The 16730-nt window shown below is 70.2% G+C and carries 17 protein-coding genes; 5 read left to right on the top strand and 12 right to left on the bottom strand.

Features of this window, described 5'->3' with window-relative positions; genetic code table 11:
* Positions 1–33: 33 nt before the first annotated feature.
* The 10 genes from QH470_RS07700 to QH470_RS07745 form a co-directional block, all read right to left on the bottom strand.
* Positions 34–960: a bifunctional heptose 7-phosphate kinase/heptose 1-phosphate adenyltransferase gene (locus QH470_RS07700; RefSeq protein WP_280271582.1), complete on the bottom strand. Its 927-nt coding sequence runs from the start codon at positions 958–960 to the stop codon at positions 34–36.
* Positions 957–1574: a D-sedoheptulose-7-phosphate isomerase gene (locus tag QH470_RS07705; protein WP_280271583.1), complete on the bottom strand. Its 618-nt coding sequence runs from the start codon at positions 1572–1574 to the stop codon at positions 957–959. Before QH470_RS07705 ends, QH470_RS07700 begins: the two co-directional genes overlap by 4 nt.
* Complete coding sequence (locus QH470_RS07710; protein ID WP_280271584.1) at positions 1571–2605, bottom strand: glycosyltransferase family 9 protein; 1035 nt, start codon at positions 2603–2605, stop codon at positions 1571–1573. The genes QH470_RS07705 and QH470_RS07710 overlap by 4 nt, the downstream gene beginning before the upstream one ends.
* Positions 2602–4134 (bottom strand): HAD-IIIA family hydrolase, encoded by a 1533-nt coding sequence (locus QH470_RS07715; RefSeq protein ID WP_280271585.1) that lies wholly within the window; start codon positions 4132–4134, stop codon positions 2602–2604. Before QH470_RS07715 ends, QH470_RS07710 begins: the two co-directional genes overlap by 4 nt.
* Positions 4135–4137: 3 nt before the next feature.
* Positions 4138–5760, bottom strand: a complete 1623-nt coding sequence (locus QH470_RS07720; RefSeq protein ID WP_280271586.1) for a carbamoyltransferase family protein — start codon at positions 5758–5760, stop codon at positions 4138–4140.
* A 46-nt stretch (positions 5761–5806) separates the two neighbouring features.
* Positions 5807–6790, bottom strand: a complete 984-nt coding sequence (locus tag QH470_RS07725) for an NAD-dependent epimerase/dehydratase family protein (protein ID WP_280271587.1) — start codon at positions 6788–6790, stop codon at positions 5807–5809.
* 11 nt (positions 6791–6801) lie between these two features.
* Positions 6802–8040, bottom strand: coding sequence for a glycosyltransferase (locus QH470_RS07730; RefSeq protein ID WP_280271588.1), 1239 nt, complete (start codon positions 8038–8040; stop codon positions 6802–6804).
* Positions 8037–9029 (bottom strand): glycosyltransferase, encoded by a 993-nt coding sequence (locus QH470_RS07735; protein WP_425302630.1) that lies wholly within the window; start codon positions 9027–9029, stop codon positions 8037–8039. Before QH470_RS07735 ends, QH470_RS07730 begins: the two co-directional genes overlap by 4 nt.
* A 253-nt stretch (positions 9030–9282) precedes the next feature.
* Complete coding sequence (locus QH470_RS07740) at positions 9283–11352, bottom strand: catalase (protein ID WP_280271590.1); 2070 nt, start codon at positions 11350–11352, stop codon at positions 9283–9285.
* Positions 11353–11541: 189 nt separating this feature from the next.
* Positions 11542–11766, bottom strand: coding sequence for an N-acetyltransferase (locus tag QH470_RS07745; protein ID WP_280271591.1), 225 nt, complete (start codon positions 11764–11766; stop codon positions 11542–11544).
* Between the two features lie 101 nt (positions 11767–11867).
* Here QH470_RS07745 and QH470_RS07750 point away from each other — a divergent pair, with 101 nt between their 5' ends.
* The 5 genes from QH470_RS07750 to QH470_RS07770 all read left to right on the top strand — a co-directional run bounded on the left by QH470_RS07750 (position 11868) and on the right by QH470_RS07770 (position 14999).
* Complete coding sequence (locus QH470_RS07750) at positions 11868–12302, top strand: DUF1214 domain-containing protein (RefSeq protein ID WP_280271592.1); 435 nt, start codon at positions 11868–11870, stop codon at positions 12300–12302.
* 162 nt (positions 12303–12464) lie between these two features.
* A complete protein-coding gene (locus QH470_RS07755) occupies positions 12465–13058 on the top strand; it encodes an ArsR/SmtB family transcription factor (protein WP_280271593.1) in 594 nt (197 codons plus the stop codon).
* Between the two features lie 3 nt (positions 13059–13061).
* Positions 13062–13472, top strand: a complete 411-nt coding sequence (locus QH470_RS07760; protein WP_280271594.1) for a VOC family protein — start codon at positions 13062–13064, stop codon at positions 13470–13472.
* Positions 13473–13477: 5 nt separating this feature from the next.
* On the top strand, positions 13478–14218 hold the full coding sequence (locus QH470_RS07765; RefSeq protein ID WP_280271595.1) for an SRPBCC family protein: 741 nt from the start codon (positions 13478–13480) through the stop codon (positions 14216–14218).
* Between the two features lie 112 nt (positions 14219–14330).
* Complete coding sequence (locus QH470_RS07770) at positions 14331–14999, top strand: O-methyltransferase (protein ID WP_280271596.1); 669 nt, start codon at positions 14331–14333, stop codon at positions 14997–14999.
* Between the two features lie 13 nt (positions 15000–15012).
* Here the strand turns inward: QH470_RS07770 and QH470_RS07775 are convergent, their stop codons facing one another.
* Both QH470_RS07775 and QH470_RS07780 read right to left on the bottom strand, forming a co-directional pair.
* Positions 15013–15753 carry an esterase/lipase family protein gene (locus tag QH470_RS07775; protein WP_280271597.1) on the bottom strand — a complete coding sequence of 247 codons (741 nt, stop codon included), beginning with the start codon at positions 15751–15753 and terminating at the stop codon, positions 15013–15015.
* Positions 15754–15860: 107 nt separating this feature from the next.
* Positions 15861–16625, bottom strand: a complete 765-nt coding sequence (locus QH470_RS07780; RefSeq protein WP_342228425.1) for an FAD-dependent oxidoreductase — start codon at positions 16623–16625, stop codon at positions 15861–15863.
* Between the last annotated feature and the right edge of the window lie 105 nt (positions 16626–16730).

Genomic DNA, 16730 nt, shown 5'->3' on the forward strand with positions numbered 1-16730 from the left:
TTGATGGTCGACCGGGATGTCCAGCATCGCGCCTCACACTTCGTCCCGCGACAACGGGCAGGACAGGCAGCGCGGACCACCGCGCCCGGAGCCGAGCTCGGATCCGGGAATGGTCAGCACCTCGATACCCGCGTCCGCCACGCGCTGGCCGCGTCCCAGGGCGGCCGCGGCGGCGACCGCGAACCGGTCGCCCGCGCCGCAGGTGTCCGCGCCCGACGCCACGCGCAGCGCGTACGGGACGGGTGTGGTCAGCGTCGTGTCGGTGCCCCGGTCGTAGCAGACCGCACCCTCCGGTCCGAGGGTGACGGCCACGGCGTCCGCGCCCCACCGCATCGCCAGGAGACGGGCGCGGGCGCCGTCGTTCTCCTGGTCGGGCGCCAGACCGGCCGCCTCGCTGTGATTGGGAGTGACCAGCCGTACGCCGGGCACGGGCTCCGCGCCGCGCGGATGCGGGTCCCAGACGACGGGAACGCGGGTGGCCGCGTCGGCGAGCAACTCGCGCAACTCGGGATTCGCCGCCACGCCGCGGCCATAGTCGGCGACCAGCACAGCGCTGGAATTCCTTAGCGCCCATCGGATTTCGTCGGTGAGCGGCAGGGTATCGGCATGTCCGTCGCCGGAGTCGATGCGCACGATGGACTGGCCGTCGGCGCGTGCCCTGGTCTTGCACACGGTGTCGCCGACCAGCGGCAGCGCCAGCACGGTGACGTGCGGGGCCAGCAGGTCGCGCAACCGGTCGGCGGCCGCGTCCGCGCCCAGCGCGGTGATCAGCACGACGCGGTCCACGTCGTCGCGGTGCGCGAGAATCGCGGCCAGCCCCGCACCGCCCGGCCGTTCGGACCGGTGCGCCTCGTCCAGCACCGGGACCGGCGCCTCGGGGCACAGCCGCCGGGCCGTGCCGTCGATATCGACATCCAGCAGGGTGTCGCCGACGATCACCAGCGGTCGGCCCGGGCTCACGATGTCACCGCCAGGGCCGTGTCGAGCGCGTCGCACAGCGAGTGAATGAGCACCAGGTGCATTTCCTGGACCGTGGCGACGCTGGGCGCGTCGACGGCGATGGCGTCGTCGCACAGCGACGACAGCGGGTTAGGCGCGGGGCCGGTCACCGCCCAGGTGATCACGCCCGCGTCGGCCGCGGCCTTGGCGGCGGCGACCACCGCGGGACTGGTGCCGCTGGTGGAGAACAACATCAGCACGTCGCCCGGGCGGCCGTGCGCGACGACCTGGCGGGCGTAGAGCTGTTCGGCGCCGTAGTCGTTGACGATCGCCGTGCCCGCCGAGGTGTCGGCGTGCAGGGCGATGGCCGACAGCGGCCGGCGTTCGTCGCGGAATCTGCCGACCAGTTCGCCCGTCAGGTGCTGGGCCTCCGCGGCGCTGCCGCCGTGCCCGCAGGCGAGCAGCCGCCCGTCGTTGGCGTAGATGTCGGCGAGCTGCTCGCCCCAGCGCCGCACCCGCGGCGCCACGTGCGCGTTGTCCTCCAGCGCGGCGCCGAGCGAGGCGAAATGGGCGCGAATCGAGTCGGCGGGCCTGCCGCCGCCGGTGGTGTCGGGCGGGTTTCCGGATTCGGTCATGGCGTCCTGTCCTTTCCTCGGATGCGCGTCAATCGGCTGACGGCGGAGACGATTTCGTCATCGGTGATGCCGTCGAGGCAGGGGTGACCGGGAACGGGGCAGATCCGGGCGCGGCTGCTCGCGCAGGGTGCGTGCTGGTCGCCGAGCAGCATGTGCGCGACGCCGTAGGGCGCCCAGCGGCGCGCCGGTACGACGGGCGCGAACAGCGACACCACCGGCGTCCCGACCGCGGCCGCGACATGCGCGGGACCGGTGTTGGGCGCGACCACGACGCTCGCCTGCCGCATCACCGCCGCGAGGGTCGCGAAATCGGTCTTGCCGCCGAGGTCGGTGGCGTCCGTGCCCGCGACCTCGGCGGTGAGTTCCCGCTCCGACGGCGCGCCGGTGACCAGGACGCGGTGCCCGGCGGCCACCAGCGCGGCCACGGCCGACCGGCTCCGCGCGGCCGACATCCGCCGGGCGGGCACCGCCGCGCCCGGATGCAGCACCACATAGCCCGGCTCGCCCGCCAGCCCGCGAATGTCGGGCAGGGCCTGGCGAATTCGCAGTCGTCCGTCGTCGTCCGGGTCGAGGGTGAACCCCGCGGCCGCGGCGAGTGACAGCGCGCGCTCGGGCTCCGGGATGTCGTCGTCGACGAGATGGCGCACGTCCAGCAGCGAGCCCGGATAGTCCACGCTGATCGCGGAGATGCGCCGCACCCCGGCCATCCGCAGGACCAGCGCCAGCGGCAGCGGGGACTGGTGGAAGGAGGTGAACACCACCGCTTCGTCGATACCCAGCCCGCGTAGCCGGTCGATCAGAGCCGTGATCGCCTCGTTGGTCAGTTCCGGCGGCTCCAGATCCACCCAGGGCGCGTGATATTCGACGATGTCCGCCACGCCCGGCAGCAGTTCGGCCGCTGCCCGCCCGCGTGGTCCGCACAGGAACGTGACCTGCCCCGCGCGGCGGGCGAGCGCGCGCACCGCCGGTCCGCACAGCAGCACGTCTCCGGCGCTGTCCAGCCGCGCCGCCAGCACCCGCCCGGGCCTCATCGCGCACCCGCCAGCGCCAATTCCACGGCCGATTCCAGATCGGGGGCGACCAGCGCGGCCGACTTGGCCCGAATGATCTCCTCCGGCAACGTCTTCGCCGTCGGCACCAGGATGGCCCGGGCGCCCGCGGCGAGCGCCGCCTCGACATCCGCGCCGATGTCGCCGACGACCACGCACCGCTGCGGCGGCACGCCGAGCGCAGCGGCCGCCGCGGTCACCAGGCCGGGTTTCGGCTTGCGGCAGGCACAGTCGTCGTCGGCGTGATGCGGGCAGAACTGCCAGGTGTCGAACGGGCCGAGAAGTTCCTCCACCCGATCCATCACCGCCCGTAGCTGTTCCGGCGAGATCAGCGCCCGCGCGACGCCGGACTGGTTGCTCACGATGCCGAGACGAACACCGGTCGCGCGCAGCCGGTCCAGTACCTGCCGCGACCGCGGAACCGGTTGCACGAGTGCGGGATCCGACAGATAGGGCACGTCGACGATGAGGGTGTCGTCGCGGTCGAACAGCAGCGCCAGCGGCGGCGCCGCGACCGGCCGCGGGCGCCGCGCCCGGCGCGCGACCTGCCATTCGCCGCGCAGCCGATGCCAGCAGGCGGCGGGCGGGATCAGCACACTGGTGACCATCATGGCGGTGATCTCGGGCCGGGTGCGGGGCCCGGCGGCGATCCGCCGCGCGGCGAATTCCGTTGTGCCCGTGAGCCACAGCGCGGCGGCCGCGGCGGCCGGTCCGCGCCGGCGGAGCAGCGTGCAGGCCACCGCCGCCAGCCCGGCCGCGGTGACGGCCGCGTGCCGGCGCAGTCGGCCGCCGACCTCGCCGATCTGCTGCCGCCAGGTCGGGCCGAACTTGTTGCGTAGCAGCGCGTTATCGGCATTGCCCGCCTGCGCGCGCAGCGACGACAGCAGCGATCCGGACGCGGGCGGGTGGGTGGTGACGCGGGTTCCGCCCGCGATGTGCCTGCCGGTCCGCACGATGCGCAGCGCGAGATCCGAATCCTCGCGGTAGGCCCGCCGGAACCGCTCGTCGAAGCCGCCGACCTCGGCGAGCACCGCCCGGCGATACGCCATGTCCGCGGTGATCCAGCGCGAGGTGGCCAGCGCCGCGGTGCCGCGTTCGGCGTCGGTGGGCAACCGCCCGGCGGGCAGCGGCACCCAGATCCGGGCCTGCGATCCGGCGGCGTCGGGAGGCAACCGCGTCAGGTCGTCGGCCAGGCGCGCGCGCCACTCGGTCGAAGGCACCACGTCGTCGTCGAGGAATACGATCCATTCCGAGTGCGCCGACCGCCAGCCGACATTGCGGGCGGCGGCCGGACCGCGCCCGCCGGACCGCACGACCCGCAGCGGAATGCTCATGTCCGGCAACGGGAGTGGCGCGTCGGGCCGGGCCGCGTCCGGCGGCCGGTCGTCCACGACGACGATCTCCGCGGGCGGTATGCCCTGCGACCGGTCGACGGCGCGGAGCACCGCCGTCAGTCCCGCGCGCCCGATGGTGGGGACCACGATCGTGTAATCCAGTGCTGCGTCGGACATGCGCTACCGCCGAACCACGAACGGGCCGATGGCGAGCAGGTCGATCGGCGCGGAGCCGAAGCACTCCAGCGCGTCGCGCGGGGAATCGACCATCGGACGGCCCGCGGTGTTGAGGCTGGTGTTCACCACGACGGGCAGCCCGGTCCGCTCACCGAACCGGCCGATGGTGTCGGCGAGCACCGGATGGTCGGCCCGGTCGACGGTCTGGATGCGGGCCGTGCCGTCGACGTGCGTCACGGCCGGTAGCCGCTCCCGCCACGCGGGGTCGACGTCGTGCACGAACAGCATGTACGGGCTGGGTAGCGGTCCGCGCCCGAAGATCTCGGCCGCCCGCTCGGCGAGCACCATCGGCGCGACCGGCCGGAACTGCTCCCGGCCCTTGACGGCGTTGAGCCGCTCCAGATTCGCGGCGTAGCCCGGATGCGCGAGCAGCGAGCGGTATCCGAGCGCCCGCGGCCCGAATTCGGCCCGGCCTTGGAACCACGCGACGATGTCGTTGCGGGCCAGCGCTTCCGCGACCGTGGCCGCGAGGTCGTCGGGCCGCTCGTAGCGAATGTGGGCCTCGCGCAACGTGTGTTCGATCTCGGCGTCGGAGAAGCCGCGGCCGAGCGCGGCGGTGGTCATCGGGTCGAGCGTCTCGCCCGCCTCGGCGGCGATGGTCAGCGCCGCGCCCAAGGCCGTGCCCGCGTCGCCGGCGGCGGGCTGGACCCAGATGTCGTCGAACGGCCCGCCGTCGTACAGCGCCGTATTGGCGACGCAGTTGAGCGCGATGCCGCCCGCGAGCGTGAGCTTGTCCGCCGACGTGGCCGAGTGCAGCCAGCCGCACAGCTCCAGCAGGACCTCCTGCAGGCGCAGCTGCACCGACGCCGCGAGGTCGGCGTGCTCGGGCCGCATCGGTTCGTCCGGCGTTCGCCGCGGCGCGAAGGAATCCCAGTCGATCGGCTCGGTGCGGAAGCCGCCGTCGCCGGTGCTGAACACCTTGTCGCGCAACGTATCCAGGAAGCGCGGCCGGCCGTACGACGCCAGCGCCATCACCTTGTACTCGTCGCTGGATCGCGCGAAGCCGAGATGGGTGGTCAGATCCTCGTACATCAGGCCGAGCGAATGCGGCAGCGACTGGGTGGCCAGCACGTCGAGCTTGCCGTCCCGGTATTCGCCCGCCAGCATCGAGGTCGACTCGCCGCGGCCGTCCAGGGTCAGCACCGCGGCGTCACCGAACGGCGCGGCCAGCCCGCAGGACGCCGCGTGCGCGACGTGGTGCCGCACGAAGCGCACCTTCTCCGGGTCGAGTCCGGGCAGTGCCGTCGCGAGGAAGTGCGGCGCGCGTTCGGCGTACTGGGTGCGCAGCGGTTCCCAGCTCGGATCCAGCCCGCCCAGACGGTAATCCACCTGGCTCGGGTCGTAGGAGTAGCCGACGGCGTCGATCTCGCCGGGCGTCAGGCCCGCCTCGGCCAGACACCATGCCGCCGCCTGCGCGGGCTGTTCCCACGCGGAGAACGGCACCGGGCGCTTGCCGTGCTTTCGCCGGCTGAACCGTTCCTCCTCGGCGGCCGCCACGATCTTCCCGTCGACGACCACCGCCGCCGCCGAATCGTGAAATATGGCATTGATTCCCAGTACACGCATCGAACACCTCCCGTGGGTGCTAGCAGGGGCCGTGCCCACCGGCGATCTACCCGGCGGTTGCTGCGGTAAACGACGTCCGTTCCCGGCGCTCGGCGAACCACGACAGCGTCCGGAGCAGTCCCTCCGCCGCATCGACGGTCGGCTCCCAGCCCAATTCCGCACGGGCGAGGGCGATGTCGGGGCATCGTCGGCGTGGGTCGTCGATCGGAATGTCGAGTCGCCGGATCGGGGACCGGCCGCGGCCGAGTCGCTGGATCAGCGCGGCGATCTCGTTGACCGTCATCTCCTCCGGATTGCCGATATTCATCGGGCCCGGATGTCCGGACGCGGCCAGGGCGAGCAGCCCGCGAACGGTGTCGTCGACGTAGCAGATCGATCGGGTCTGTTCGCCGTCGCCGTTGATGGTCAACGGTTTTCGGTCCAGGACCTGCTCGATGAAGGCGGGAACCATGCGGCCGTCGTCCGCGCGCATGCCCGGCCCGTAGGTGTTGAAGATCCGGGCGATGGTGACGTCGGCCAGTCCCTCGCGGCGATACGCGGACACCAGCGCCTCGGCGTAGCGCTTCGCCTCGTCGTAGACGCTGCGCGGGCCTACGGGATTGACGTTGCCCCAATAGTTTTCGCGCTGCGGGTGTTCGGCGGGGTCGCCGTAGACCTCGCTGGTCGACGCGAGCAGCAGGCGGGCGCCGTGGCGTCGCGCCAGTTCGAGCGCCGCCGCCGTGCCGTCCGCACCGGCCTTCAGCGTCTGCACGCCGAGCCGGGCGTAGTGCACGGGCGAGGCGGGGGAGGCCAGATGCATGATCAGGTCGACCGGTCCGACCTCCGGGAGCGGCTCGGTCACGTCGCAGCGCAGGAACCGGAAGTTCGGATGGCCGTCCAGCCCTTCGATATTGGCCGGATCGCCGGTGGCGAAGTTATCGAGCCCGACGACCGTCGTGCCTCGTTCGAGCAGCGCCCGGCACAGGTGCGTGCCGATAAATCCGGCACATCCTGTGACGACGGCCCGGCGAAAGCTGTAGGTACTGTTCATATCTCGGCCTTTCACGACTTCGTCCGTCCGGCGACGGCGGTGCGCACCTCGGCGGCGTCGGATAGGGCGGCGGCCGGCTGGACGCTGTGATAGACGCGCAGGGTGTCGGCGGCGATGCGGTCCCAGGAGTACCGCGAGCGCGCCCGGCGCTGCCCCGCGTGCCCCATGGCCGCCCGCTGTTCGTCGTCGGCGAGGACCTCCGCCACCGTCTTGGCCAGCCGGTCCGAATCCCGCGGTGGCACAAGGCGTCCCGTCACCCCGTCCAGCACGGTGTCCAGCAGGCCGCCGACGGCCGAGGCCACCACGGGCGTCCCGCAGGCCATCGCCTCCAGCGCCACCATGCCGAACGGCTCGTACCACGGCGTGCACAGCACCAGATCGGCCGAGCGCATCAGGGCGGGCATGTCGTCGCGGGACACCGAGCCGAGCAGCCGGACCCGGTCGGCGACGCCGCACCGGCGCGCGATGTCGCGCAGGCGCCGGGCCTCGGCGTCGTCCTCGAGCCCGCCGCTGGGTGAGCCGCCCGCGATGAGCAGTTCGACCCCGGGGAGTTCGGGCAGCGCCAGGATCGCCGTGTCGAAACCCTTGCGCGGCACCAGTCTTCCGACGGCGAGCAGCCGGTGGCCCCCGGCCCGTTCCGGTCGCGGGCCGGGCACGAAACGGCGCAGGTCCACTCCGCACGGCACCACCGAGGCCCGCGTGGTCGGCAGTCCCAGGCGCGCCAGCTCGAACACCTCGTCACTGCAGGTCGCCGCGACCCGGGCGGCATGCTGGGCGACCGTGCGTTCGGTGTCGATGCGGCAGGCCGGGCTGGTGTCGTCCTCGCCCTGATAGCGCTTCTTCACCACGCCGAGCGCGTGGAACGTCTGGACGACGGGCACCGCCGGATCCCGTGCGGCCTGCTCGGCGGCGATACCCGACATCCAGAAATGCGCGTGCGCGACATCGGGCCGATCCCGTAACCAGCGCTCGCGCAGCCATTCCCCGAATTCGCCCATGTACGGCAGTAATTCGTCCTTGGGCAGCGAGTCGGGCGGTCCGGCCGGCACGTGCACCACCCGGTAACCGTCGGGCGTGTCCACCTGCTCCGGCAGCGCCGGGTCGTCGCGCCGGGTGTACACGGTGACCTCGGCGCCGCGCCGCACCAGCGCGGCCGACAGCTCCGCGACGTGCACGTTCTGTCCGCCGGCGTCGATGCCACCGATCGCGGCCAGCGGGCTGGCGTGTTCGGAAACCATGGAGATCTTCACGGTGCGTACTCCCAACTGTCGACGGATGCGAGTCGCTGCGCGGCATGCCCCGAGAAGGTCTCGCCGAGCAGGTGATCCCAATTCGCCAGGAACGTGGCGAGGCCGTGATTGGCCAAAGCCCAACGCCGCGCTGATGATCCGACCACCCGAGCCCGTTCGGGATCCCGGACGAAGTCACCGACGGCGTCGGCGAGCACGCGCGGATCGGTGGCGACGACACCCACGTCGGCGGGGAAGGTCGCCGCCGCCTCCGTCGCCGCCAGGGCGACGATCGGCATGCCGAGATGCATCGCCTCCAGCACCGACAGGCCCAGCGAGGTCCACCGCGGCGTGTGCACGAACACCCGCCGCCCCGCGACCGCGCTGTGCAGTGAGGCCTGGTCGAGATCGCCGAGCCCGCGGACCCGGTCCGCCGGTACGCCGAGTGCGGTGTGCAGATCGTCGGTGTCGATGCCGAAGACGTCGACGGGCGCGGCGGCCGACAGCGGCGCGAGCAGGTCGGTGCCGGTCACCCGCATCCGGCGGACCGGCTCGTTGATCATGGTCACGGCATGCGGCACCGCGCCGCTGTACCGATACCCGGGGTCGACGATCCCGTGCCGGACGACCGTGGTCGGGCAGCGCCCGTTGTCCCACATCACCTCGTTGAAATGGGTCACGTGCACCAGCGGGATATCGGTGCGGTCCGCCAGCACGTGCCGGGTCGAGGCGGCCGGACCGCCCGGCGCGTTGTGTTCGACGTAGATCGCCGGAATGTCGATGCCGGGCCGCAGATTCAGCCAGCGCTCCGTCAGCTCGAGTTCGTGCGGCCGTTGCAGCACTACGAGATCGACGTCCATCTCGGGCAGCAGGTCGGGCGAGACGTCGACCGCCGAGTCGGGCCACGGCCGACCGCACCGCCCGCGTCCCCACGGCCCGCCTTCCGGAAGCCGGGGCAGGAGATAGGTGTGCCCGCCTCGCACGAACGACGTGGTCCACGACCCGTGCACGTGCCAGACCAGGATGCGGAGCGGCTGCAAACAACCTGCGTCGTATTCGGTCACGCTGATCGGTTGCCCCCTCGGGCGTGTCGAAAACGTCGCAGTGACTCACTTGTCGATCTCGAATTTTCGATCGGTACCCGAAATTGCCTGTGAGAGCGCGCAAGAACCTCGCCGGGCGGTACTGCCGCGCCCGGCGAGGTGGTAGTGCACCGGACCGGCCGCAGTGATTGCTATCTCTTTGCGACCGTCCGGGTTCTGATCAGCTGGCCCTGGCCCAGTACCGCACGTCCCGGCACTGGGTGACGAACTCGGCCATCGATGTGCCGGATGCCGTCAGGTCGACGACGCCCGCGTCGAGGCTGCCTCCGAGGCCGGCGGCGGCGAACAACGCACCAGCCTCACGGTGGGCGATGAACTTGCAGTGGGCGTAGGCATCGCTGACGAAGTCGCGGGCCGGGGCCAGGCCGGCGAGTTCGGCCGCCGCCTTGTCGGTGGCGAGGATGACGACGGCGTCGTAGAGCACCGAGGGCGCGCCGTCGATCTTCTGGTCGGCTTCGACGCGCTCACCGTCGTCGGTGACCACGCCGCCGACCTTCGCCGCGACGATCTCGAGCCTGGCCTGTTCGGCCTGCGCCGCCTCGCGCAACTCGGACAGCAGTTTCGCGTCCGCGCCGTCGGTGACCAGTACGCCGATCTTGCGGCCCGCGAAGGTTTCCGGGCCGTTCAACAGAATGCTCAGCGCGGGCGAGGGCGCGAGATCGTGGCGCGGCTCGCGCGCACTGCGGGCGGGTTCCGGCAATTCGGGCAGCCGCAGACCGTCGGCGACCGCCTCGGCCAGATCCTCGTCGACATTGCGCAGCGCGGCGACCACGCGAGCACGGATATCCACCCGATCGCACTTGCTCAGCTCGAAGACGAACGCGTCGATGATGTGCTGCTGCTCGACGCTGGTCTGGCTCGCGAAGAATTGATGCGCCTGGCTGTAGTGATCGGCGAAGCTCTCCGCGCGCAGGCGGCGTTTCGGTCCCGCTTCGGTATCGGGATAGGTCCGGAATCCGCGCGTCGGGTCTTCGCGCGGGCCTTTGATGTCGTCGGGCCAGGAATTGGGCTCGTAGTTGGCCCGCGTGGTCGGGTTGACCGTCGCCATATGGCCGTCCTGCTGGAATGTCGCGAACGGGCATCGCGGCGCGTTCACCGGCAGATGGGTGAAGTTGGGGCTGCCCAGGCGCTTCAGCTGGGTGTCGAGATACGAGAAGTTCCGGCCCTGCAGGAGCGGATCGTCGGTGAAATCGATGCCGGGAATGATGTTCTGCGTGCAGAAGGCGACCTGTTCGGTCTCGGCGAAGAAGTTGTCGACCACTCGGTCGAGCACCAGCTTGCCGACCCGGCGGACGGGCACCTCTTCCTCCGGAATGATTTTCGTCGGATCGAGGATGTCGAAGCCGAATCGGTCGGCGAAGTCCTCGTCGAACAGCTGCATGCCGAGTTCGTATTCGGGAAAGTCGCCCGCCTGGATGGCGTCCCACAGATCCCGGCGATGGAAGTCGGGATCGGCGCCGTTGATCTTCACCGCCTCGTTCCACACCACCGACTGCAGGCCCTGCTTCGGCTTCCAGTGGAACTTGACGAAGGTCGACTTGCCCTCGGCGTTCACCAGCCGGAACGTGTGGACGCCGAATCCCTCCATGAACCGGAACGAACGCGGAATGGCGCGATCGGACATGATCCACAGCAGCATGTGGGTCGACTCGGGCGTCAGCGAGACGAAATCCCAGAAATTGTCGTGCGCGGTCTGCGCCTGCGGGAAGCCGCGGTCGGGCTCCTGCTTGGCCGCGTGCACCATGTCGGGGAACTTGATCGGATCCTGGATGAAGAAGACCGGAATGTTGTTGCCCACCAGGTCCCAGTTGCCCTCGCGGGTATACAGCTTCACGGCGAATCCGCGCACGTCGCGCGCCAGGTCGAACGAGCCCTTGTTGCCCGCCACGGTGGAGAACCGGACGAACGCCTCGGTCCGCAGGCCCGCTTCCTGAAAAGGGTCGGCCCGGGTCAGATCGGTCAGCGGCTCGTAGTTCTCGAAATAGCCGTGCACGCCGAAGCCGCGGGCATGCACGACCCGCTCCGGAATTCGTTCGTGATCGAAGTGGAAGATCTTCTCCCGGAAGTGGAAATCCTCCAGCAATGCCGGACCGCGCTCGCCGGAGCGGAGTGTGTTCTGGTCGTCGCCGACGACCACACCCTGCTGTGTCGTCAGCCGTACGTCGTCCCCCCGCGCCTGCTGATGCGTCTCGCCGCCATTCCCTGGCTGATCTGCACGATTATCGGTCATCCCGCGGCCTCCTGCCGGTGTACGCCGAACCGTTCGGACATCGGAGCCCTACCCGGCGCGCAGGTGAACAAACGTCGCGGGGCGCTGGCTCCGGCCTACGCAGACACAATCCGCACCGAAACGGCGAAATCCGCCACCTCGAGCCCAATCGTGACCGCTGCGGCCGGGCGTCGTCTCGTTGCGCGGTCCTTACGGCTCCAGCGAATGAATCAAGACGTCGAATCGGGGGGCGTCCGGCCAGTGTGGGCGCATTGTGCCGACGCGGTGCCATCCCCAGTCGCGGTAGCGCTCGTATGCGCGCTGGTTGTCCGGATCGACCAAGAGTGTGCCACGGTTTTCCGGGCGCGTGCTCAGTAGTTCGTCGTGGAGGGCGTGGGCGATACCGCGTTCCGATCCCGACGTCGCTGCGGCCATCAAGGACACCGCGCACGACACCGAGACCGGAGTCGTCGCGCCGCTGTTCAAGTTCCGCACCAACGGTCAACGGCTGCCGGGCAATTGGAACTCTCCACCCAATGTCGTCCGCTGGGGATTCGACTATCTCACCCGCACCGCCACCGCCGGTCGACGGATTCTGGTCACTGACCTTGTACAACCCCGAACACTTCTTCGCCCCCAACGACCTGGGCCGCTACTCCCTCGGCACCAACAACAAGACCATGAAATTCGACCCCGACGGCACACTCACCCTCTACATCCAGCACGACTCACCCGGCCCCGAACACGAAGCGAATTGGCTCCCCGCACCACGCAGCGAATTCGAACTCACCATCCACATCTACTGGCCCAAACCCCAAGTCGACAACGGTGAGTGGACACCACCACCCGTGGTGCCTCGAACTCCCCTGACCCGGCCCACGCGGACACAACCAGCACTGATACGACCAAAATCTGCCACCTCGAGCCCGATTGTGACCGCTCCAGCCGGGCCGCCCGGCGCTGGTGGGTGATTCCGACAGCCATAGGCGTGGTGGTATCCGAATCATGCGGGTTTTCCGGGCGTGCGCTCAGTAATTCTGTGGCGTCTGCGGGCGTGGACGAACTGATCCGGGCGGCGGCCTCGTCCAGTGCGATCCCTTGACAAAAAAACTTGTCGGTGGAACTGTGGGGGCATGCACGACGTAGCGGTGATCGAGGATCCGGCGGCGGCCGAGGTCTCGCTGGACCCGGTTCGGGCTCGGCTGCTCGCGGAGTTGTCCGCACCGGGCTCGGCGACCACGCTGGCGCGGCGGGTCGGGCTGACCAGGCAGAAGGTCAACTATCACCTGCGCGCGCTGGAACGGCACGGGTTGGTGGAGTTGGTGGAGGAGCGGCGCAAGGGCAACTTGACCGAGCGCATACTGCGGGCGACCGCGGCGTCGTATGTGATCTCGCCGAGTGCGCTGGCGCCGGTCGCGCCGGATCCGGAGCGCTCGCGTGATCAGTTGTCGGCGCGATGGTTGCTGGCGGTGGCCGCGCGCTTGGTGCGTGATGTGGGCGCACTGATCACGGGTGCGGCCGCGGCTCGCAAGCCGGTGGCGACCTTCGCCCTCGACGGTGAGGTCCGGTTCGCCTCGGCGGCCGACCGCGCCGCATTCGCCGAGCAACTGACCGCGGCGGTCACGTCGCTGATCGCCGAGTATCACGACGAGTCCGCGACCGGCGGGCGCGCCCACCGCATCGTGCTCGCCGTGCATCCGACAGTTCGACCACAAGAGAAGGGCTGATTCATGTTCGTACCCGTAACCAGCATTCCCGTGGATGACCAGGACAAGGCCCTGGCTTTCTACACGGACGTGCTCGGCTTCGTGAAGAAGACCGACATCCCGGTGGGCGACGCCAAATGGCTGACCGTCGTCTCACCCGACGCGCCCGACGGCGTCGAGGTACTGCTCGAACCCGATTGGAATCCGGGCATTCAACTCGAGGGCAAGCCGGCGGCGCAGGTGTACAAGAAGACGCTCTACGACGCCGGGATGCCGTACACCATGCTCGGCAGCACCGATCTGGAGCAGGACTACGAGCGGATGAAGAAGCACGGCGTCCGGTTCACGCAGGAGCCGACGAAGACCGATTTCGGCGCGCAGGCGGTGTTCGACGACACCTGCGGCAATCTCATCGTGCTCGCCCAGCAGGACTGACCTCGGTGGACGAGCGTCGCCTGGCGAAGGAGATCGAACTCGCCGCCACACCCGAACAGGTGTGGCGGGCGATCTCCACGCCGGAGGGCATGTCGATCTGGTTCGTGCCGCACGAGGACGCCGCCGGGGAACTCGAAGCGGATTTCGGCGGCGGCAACACCCAGGCCGGGCGCGTGCTGGAGTCGGAACCGGGCAGGCGGATCGTGTACGGCGCGCCCGGCCCCGACGGCACCGCGCCGATGACCTTCGAATTTCTGGTCGAGGGCAGGGCGGGCGGCACCACGGTGCTGCGCCTGGTGCAGAGCGGGTTCTTCGGCGACGATTGGGAGGCGGAGTACGACGGTTTCGGCAAGGGCTGGGATATGTTCCTGCACAACCTTTCCGAGTACTTCCGATACTTCCCCGGACTGCCGGTGGCGAATATCGTCGCCACCGGCTTCACCTCCTCGCCCGTCGAGGCGGTGTGGCGCGAGCTGATCGCGTGTCTCGGCGCGGATCCGGCGCTCGGTGAGCGGGTGCGCCTCGCCCCGGCGGGCCTCGAACCGGTCGAGGGTGTGGTGGATCTGCGGGACCGGCTGCTGCTGGGCATCCGCACCGAGCACGGTTTCTACCGTTTCATGGCCGACGAACTGCACCACATGGTGAGCTCGGTGCAGTACTTCTACGGGATTCCGGTGGATCGCGAAACCCGCACGGCCGCATGGCAATCCTGGCTCGACCGGCTCATCGCGGGTGACCGGAAATGACAACCACGCCTTGAATTGCGTTCCGCGCAACTATCTCTTACCGAAGATGCACTGGAGGTCAACTCTTTTCGGGCATACGTTGAGTCGTATCCGAACAGAGGAAGGAATCGACATGACCTCCACCCTGCACTCCGAACCGGTTTCTCTTGTGCTGCAACGGTTGCTGGCCGCCGAACGGGAGAACGACCCGCGGGCGGTCGCCGCACTGGAACCCGGTACCGACTTTCTCGCGAACCCGGACGTGGCCGCGCGGGCGACGCAGCTGAAGGACGTCTATATGTCGGTGTCCGCCGACGGCGGCGAGCTGCTCTACCTACTCGCGCGGGCGACCGGGGCGCGGTCGGTGGTCGAATACGGCACCTCGTTCGGGGTGTCGACCATCTACCTGGCCGGCGCCGTCCGTGACAACGGCGGCGGCACCGTGATCGGCACCGAAATCGAACCGGGGAAGGTGGCGGCGGCGCGGGAGAACTTCGCCGCCGCCGGTGTCGCCGATCTGATCGAGTTGCGGGCGGGCGACGCGCGCGAAACCCTGTCCGGGATAACCGAACTCGTTGATCTGCTGCTGTTGGATGGCTGGCCGGACCTGGCCCTGCCCGTCCTGCGCGTGGTGGAACCGGCACTGCGCCCCGGCGCCTTGGTCCTCATCGATGACGTGGACATGGATTTCGGGCGCGACGTCCACGGCGAACTCCTCGCCTACCTCGCCGCACCCGAGAACGGCTACCTGTCGGTGAAACTGCCGGTCGGCGACGGCATTCAGGCCGCCGTCCGGCTCTAGCCCGAAAATGCCTTCAGCCGAAGGGAACTCCGCTCGGGAACAGGCTGGCGTCGGAGCTGACGACGCCGTCCGGGTCGTCGGCGTACTCGCCCGCGCAGTCTCCGGCGAGCGCGGCGCGCACTTGGTCCAGCACGACGGGAAGCACCGGCTCGAGGGTGTGGTCGACGCCGCCGTTGCCGAGTGAGGCGAACGGGGTCATCCGGCATTGCCCCCCGTCGAGGCGGCCGTCGGTCCACTCGCGTGCGCTGCGCACGGAGTAGTAGGCGGTGTCGCCCGGAGTGTCGTCACCGGCGTTGAGCGCGGTCATGAAGTCCGTGCCGGGGCACACCTCGGGACCGATGGCCTGCCCGCACGCCCCCGGTGAACCGTATTGCGGTGCGCCGATGGCGATGTAGGTGTCCACCGACTCGTGCCCGCCGAGCGCCCGCAGGTAGTAGCGGCCGCTGACGGCACCCACGCTGTGCGTGACCAAGGAGATCGGCACGCCCGGGTGCGCGGCCGCGGCGGAATCCACTGCGCCGGCGATGTTCTCGGCATCGGCGGCCATCGAGAAGCCCTTCAGGTCGAGCACGATCGGCAGGTAGCCGTCGCTCCGCAGCGCGGCGGCCATCGGCTGGTAGGGCAGCGCGCCGATGGCCTGGCCCGGCACTACCACGACGACGCCCCGCGGCGCGGTGCCCGCCTGCGCGGGGGCGGCGAGCACCGGTGCGGCGAGCACCGCGCCCAGCAGGGGAATCAGATGACGCGTTTTCACGAGCTTAGCCTAAGCTAAGTTCTGGTCGAATGACCAGACCATCTTGCTCGGAATGTCCGGTTGTCGTCGCGATAGGCGCGCCGGCCTAAGCCGTGGTCGTCCGCCCCTCAGAGCGAGCCGATGAGGTCCGCCACCTCGCGGGCGCAGCCGTGCGCGATCGTCACGCCCGAGCCGCCATGGCCGTAATTGTGGATCACGGGTGTGGAAAAGGATGCGGCGGCGTCGATTTCGAGCCGCACCTCGCCGCGGCCCGGTCGCAGGCCGACGAGTGTCTCGAGGACCTCGGCCTCGGCGAGCTGGGGGACCAGGTCGCGGCAGCGGCGCAGAATCGATTGTGTCAGTTGCGGATCCGGAGTGCGGTCCCAGGCTCCGGCATCCAGCGAACCGCCCAGGATGCAGTCGTGGGTCCGCGGATGGACATAGGCCCGGCCCAGCGGATGCGCTTCGTCGCGCACCGACACCGAGACGCCCGGATTGGCGACCCGCACGATCTGGCCGCGAATCGGATAGACCCCGGCGTCGTCGGCCAGCGGCCCGGCGCGCAGGCCCGCGCAGTTGATCACGACATCCGGTGCTAGATCGGCGAGTTCGTCCAGCCCTCGGACCGTGCGGCGTACCTGCCACGCGCCCGCCCGGTGCACCTGGTTCTCCAGCCACGGCAGATAGAGCGGCATCTCGAGCAGCGGGACGGTGAACCGGTAGCCGAACCGGTAGTGCGGCGGAAGTTCGTCCGCCCGCGCCCGCCGGAACTCGCGCACGGCCGAGGACCAGGCGGGGATCGGCGGCTCGTCGCGGTAGACCGTCAGCGACTCGCACATCCGCGCGCCCGGAACACCGGCGCGCGCCCGGCGCACCAACAGCCGGAACCCCAACCCCCCCCACGCGGCCCCCCCGGCGGCCCGCCCCCGGGCCGGGGGGGGCCGACCCCCCCCCCGCCGCGGGGGAGGGGGCGGACAAACACCCGCCCCCCCCCCACC

This window comes from Nocardia wallacei, assembly GCF_029868745.1.
GTDB classification, from domain to species: Bacteria; Actinomycetota; Actinomycetes; order Mycobacteriales; family Mycobacteriaceae; genus Nocardia; species Nocardia wallacei_B.

Excerpts from the sequence above, each read along its gene's own strand:
- QH470_RS07705 (WP_280271583.1), bottom strand. The coding sequence starts at position 1,574 with ATGACCGAATCCGGAAACCCGCCCGACACCACCGGCGGCGGCAGGCCC.
- QH470_RS07710 (WP_280271584.1), bottom strand. The coding sequence starts at position 2,605 with ATGAGGCCCGGGCGGGTGCTGGCGGCGCGGCTGGACAGCGCCGGAGAC.
- QH470_RS07715 (WP_280271585.1), bottom strand. The coding sequence starts at position 4,134 with ATGTCCGACGCAGCACTGGATTACACGATCGTGGTCCCCACCATCGGG.
- QH470_RS07720 (WP_280271586.1), bottom strand. The coding sequence starts at position 5,760 with ATGCGTGTACTGGGAATCAATGCCATATTTCACGATTCGGCGGCGGCG.
- QH470_RS07725 (WP_280271587.1), bottom strand. The coding sequence starts at position 6,790 with ATGAACAGTACCTACAGCTTTCGCCGGGCCGTCGTCACAGGATGTGCC.
- QH470_RS07740 (WP_280271590.1), bottom strand. The coding sequence starts at position 11,352 with ATGACCGATAATCGTGCAGATCAGCCAGGGAATGGCGGCGAGACGCAT.
- QH470_RS07745 (WP_280271591.1), bottom strand. The coding sequence starts at position 11,766 with ATGGCCGCAGCGACGTCGGGATCGGAACGCGGTATCGCCCACGCCCTC.
- QH470_RS07750 (WP_280271592.1), top strand. The coding sequence starts at position 11,868 with ATGTCGTCCGCTGGGGATTCGACTATCTCACCCGCACCGCCACCGCCG.
- QH470_RS07755 (WP_280271593.1), top strand. The coding sequence starts at position 12,465 with ATGCACGACGTAGCGGTGATCGAGGATCCGGCGGCGGCCGAGGTCTCG.
- QH470_RS07760 (WP_280271594.1), top strand. The coding sequence starts at position 13,062 with ATGTTCGTACCCGTAACCAGCATTCCCGTGGATGACCAGGACAAGGCC.
- QH470_RS07770 (WP_280271596.1), top strand. The coding sequence starts at position 14,331 with ATGACCTCCACCCTGCACTCCGAACCGGTTTCTCTTGTGCTGCAACGG.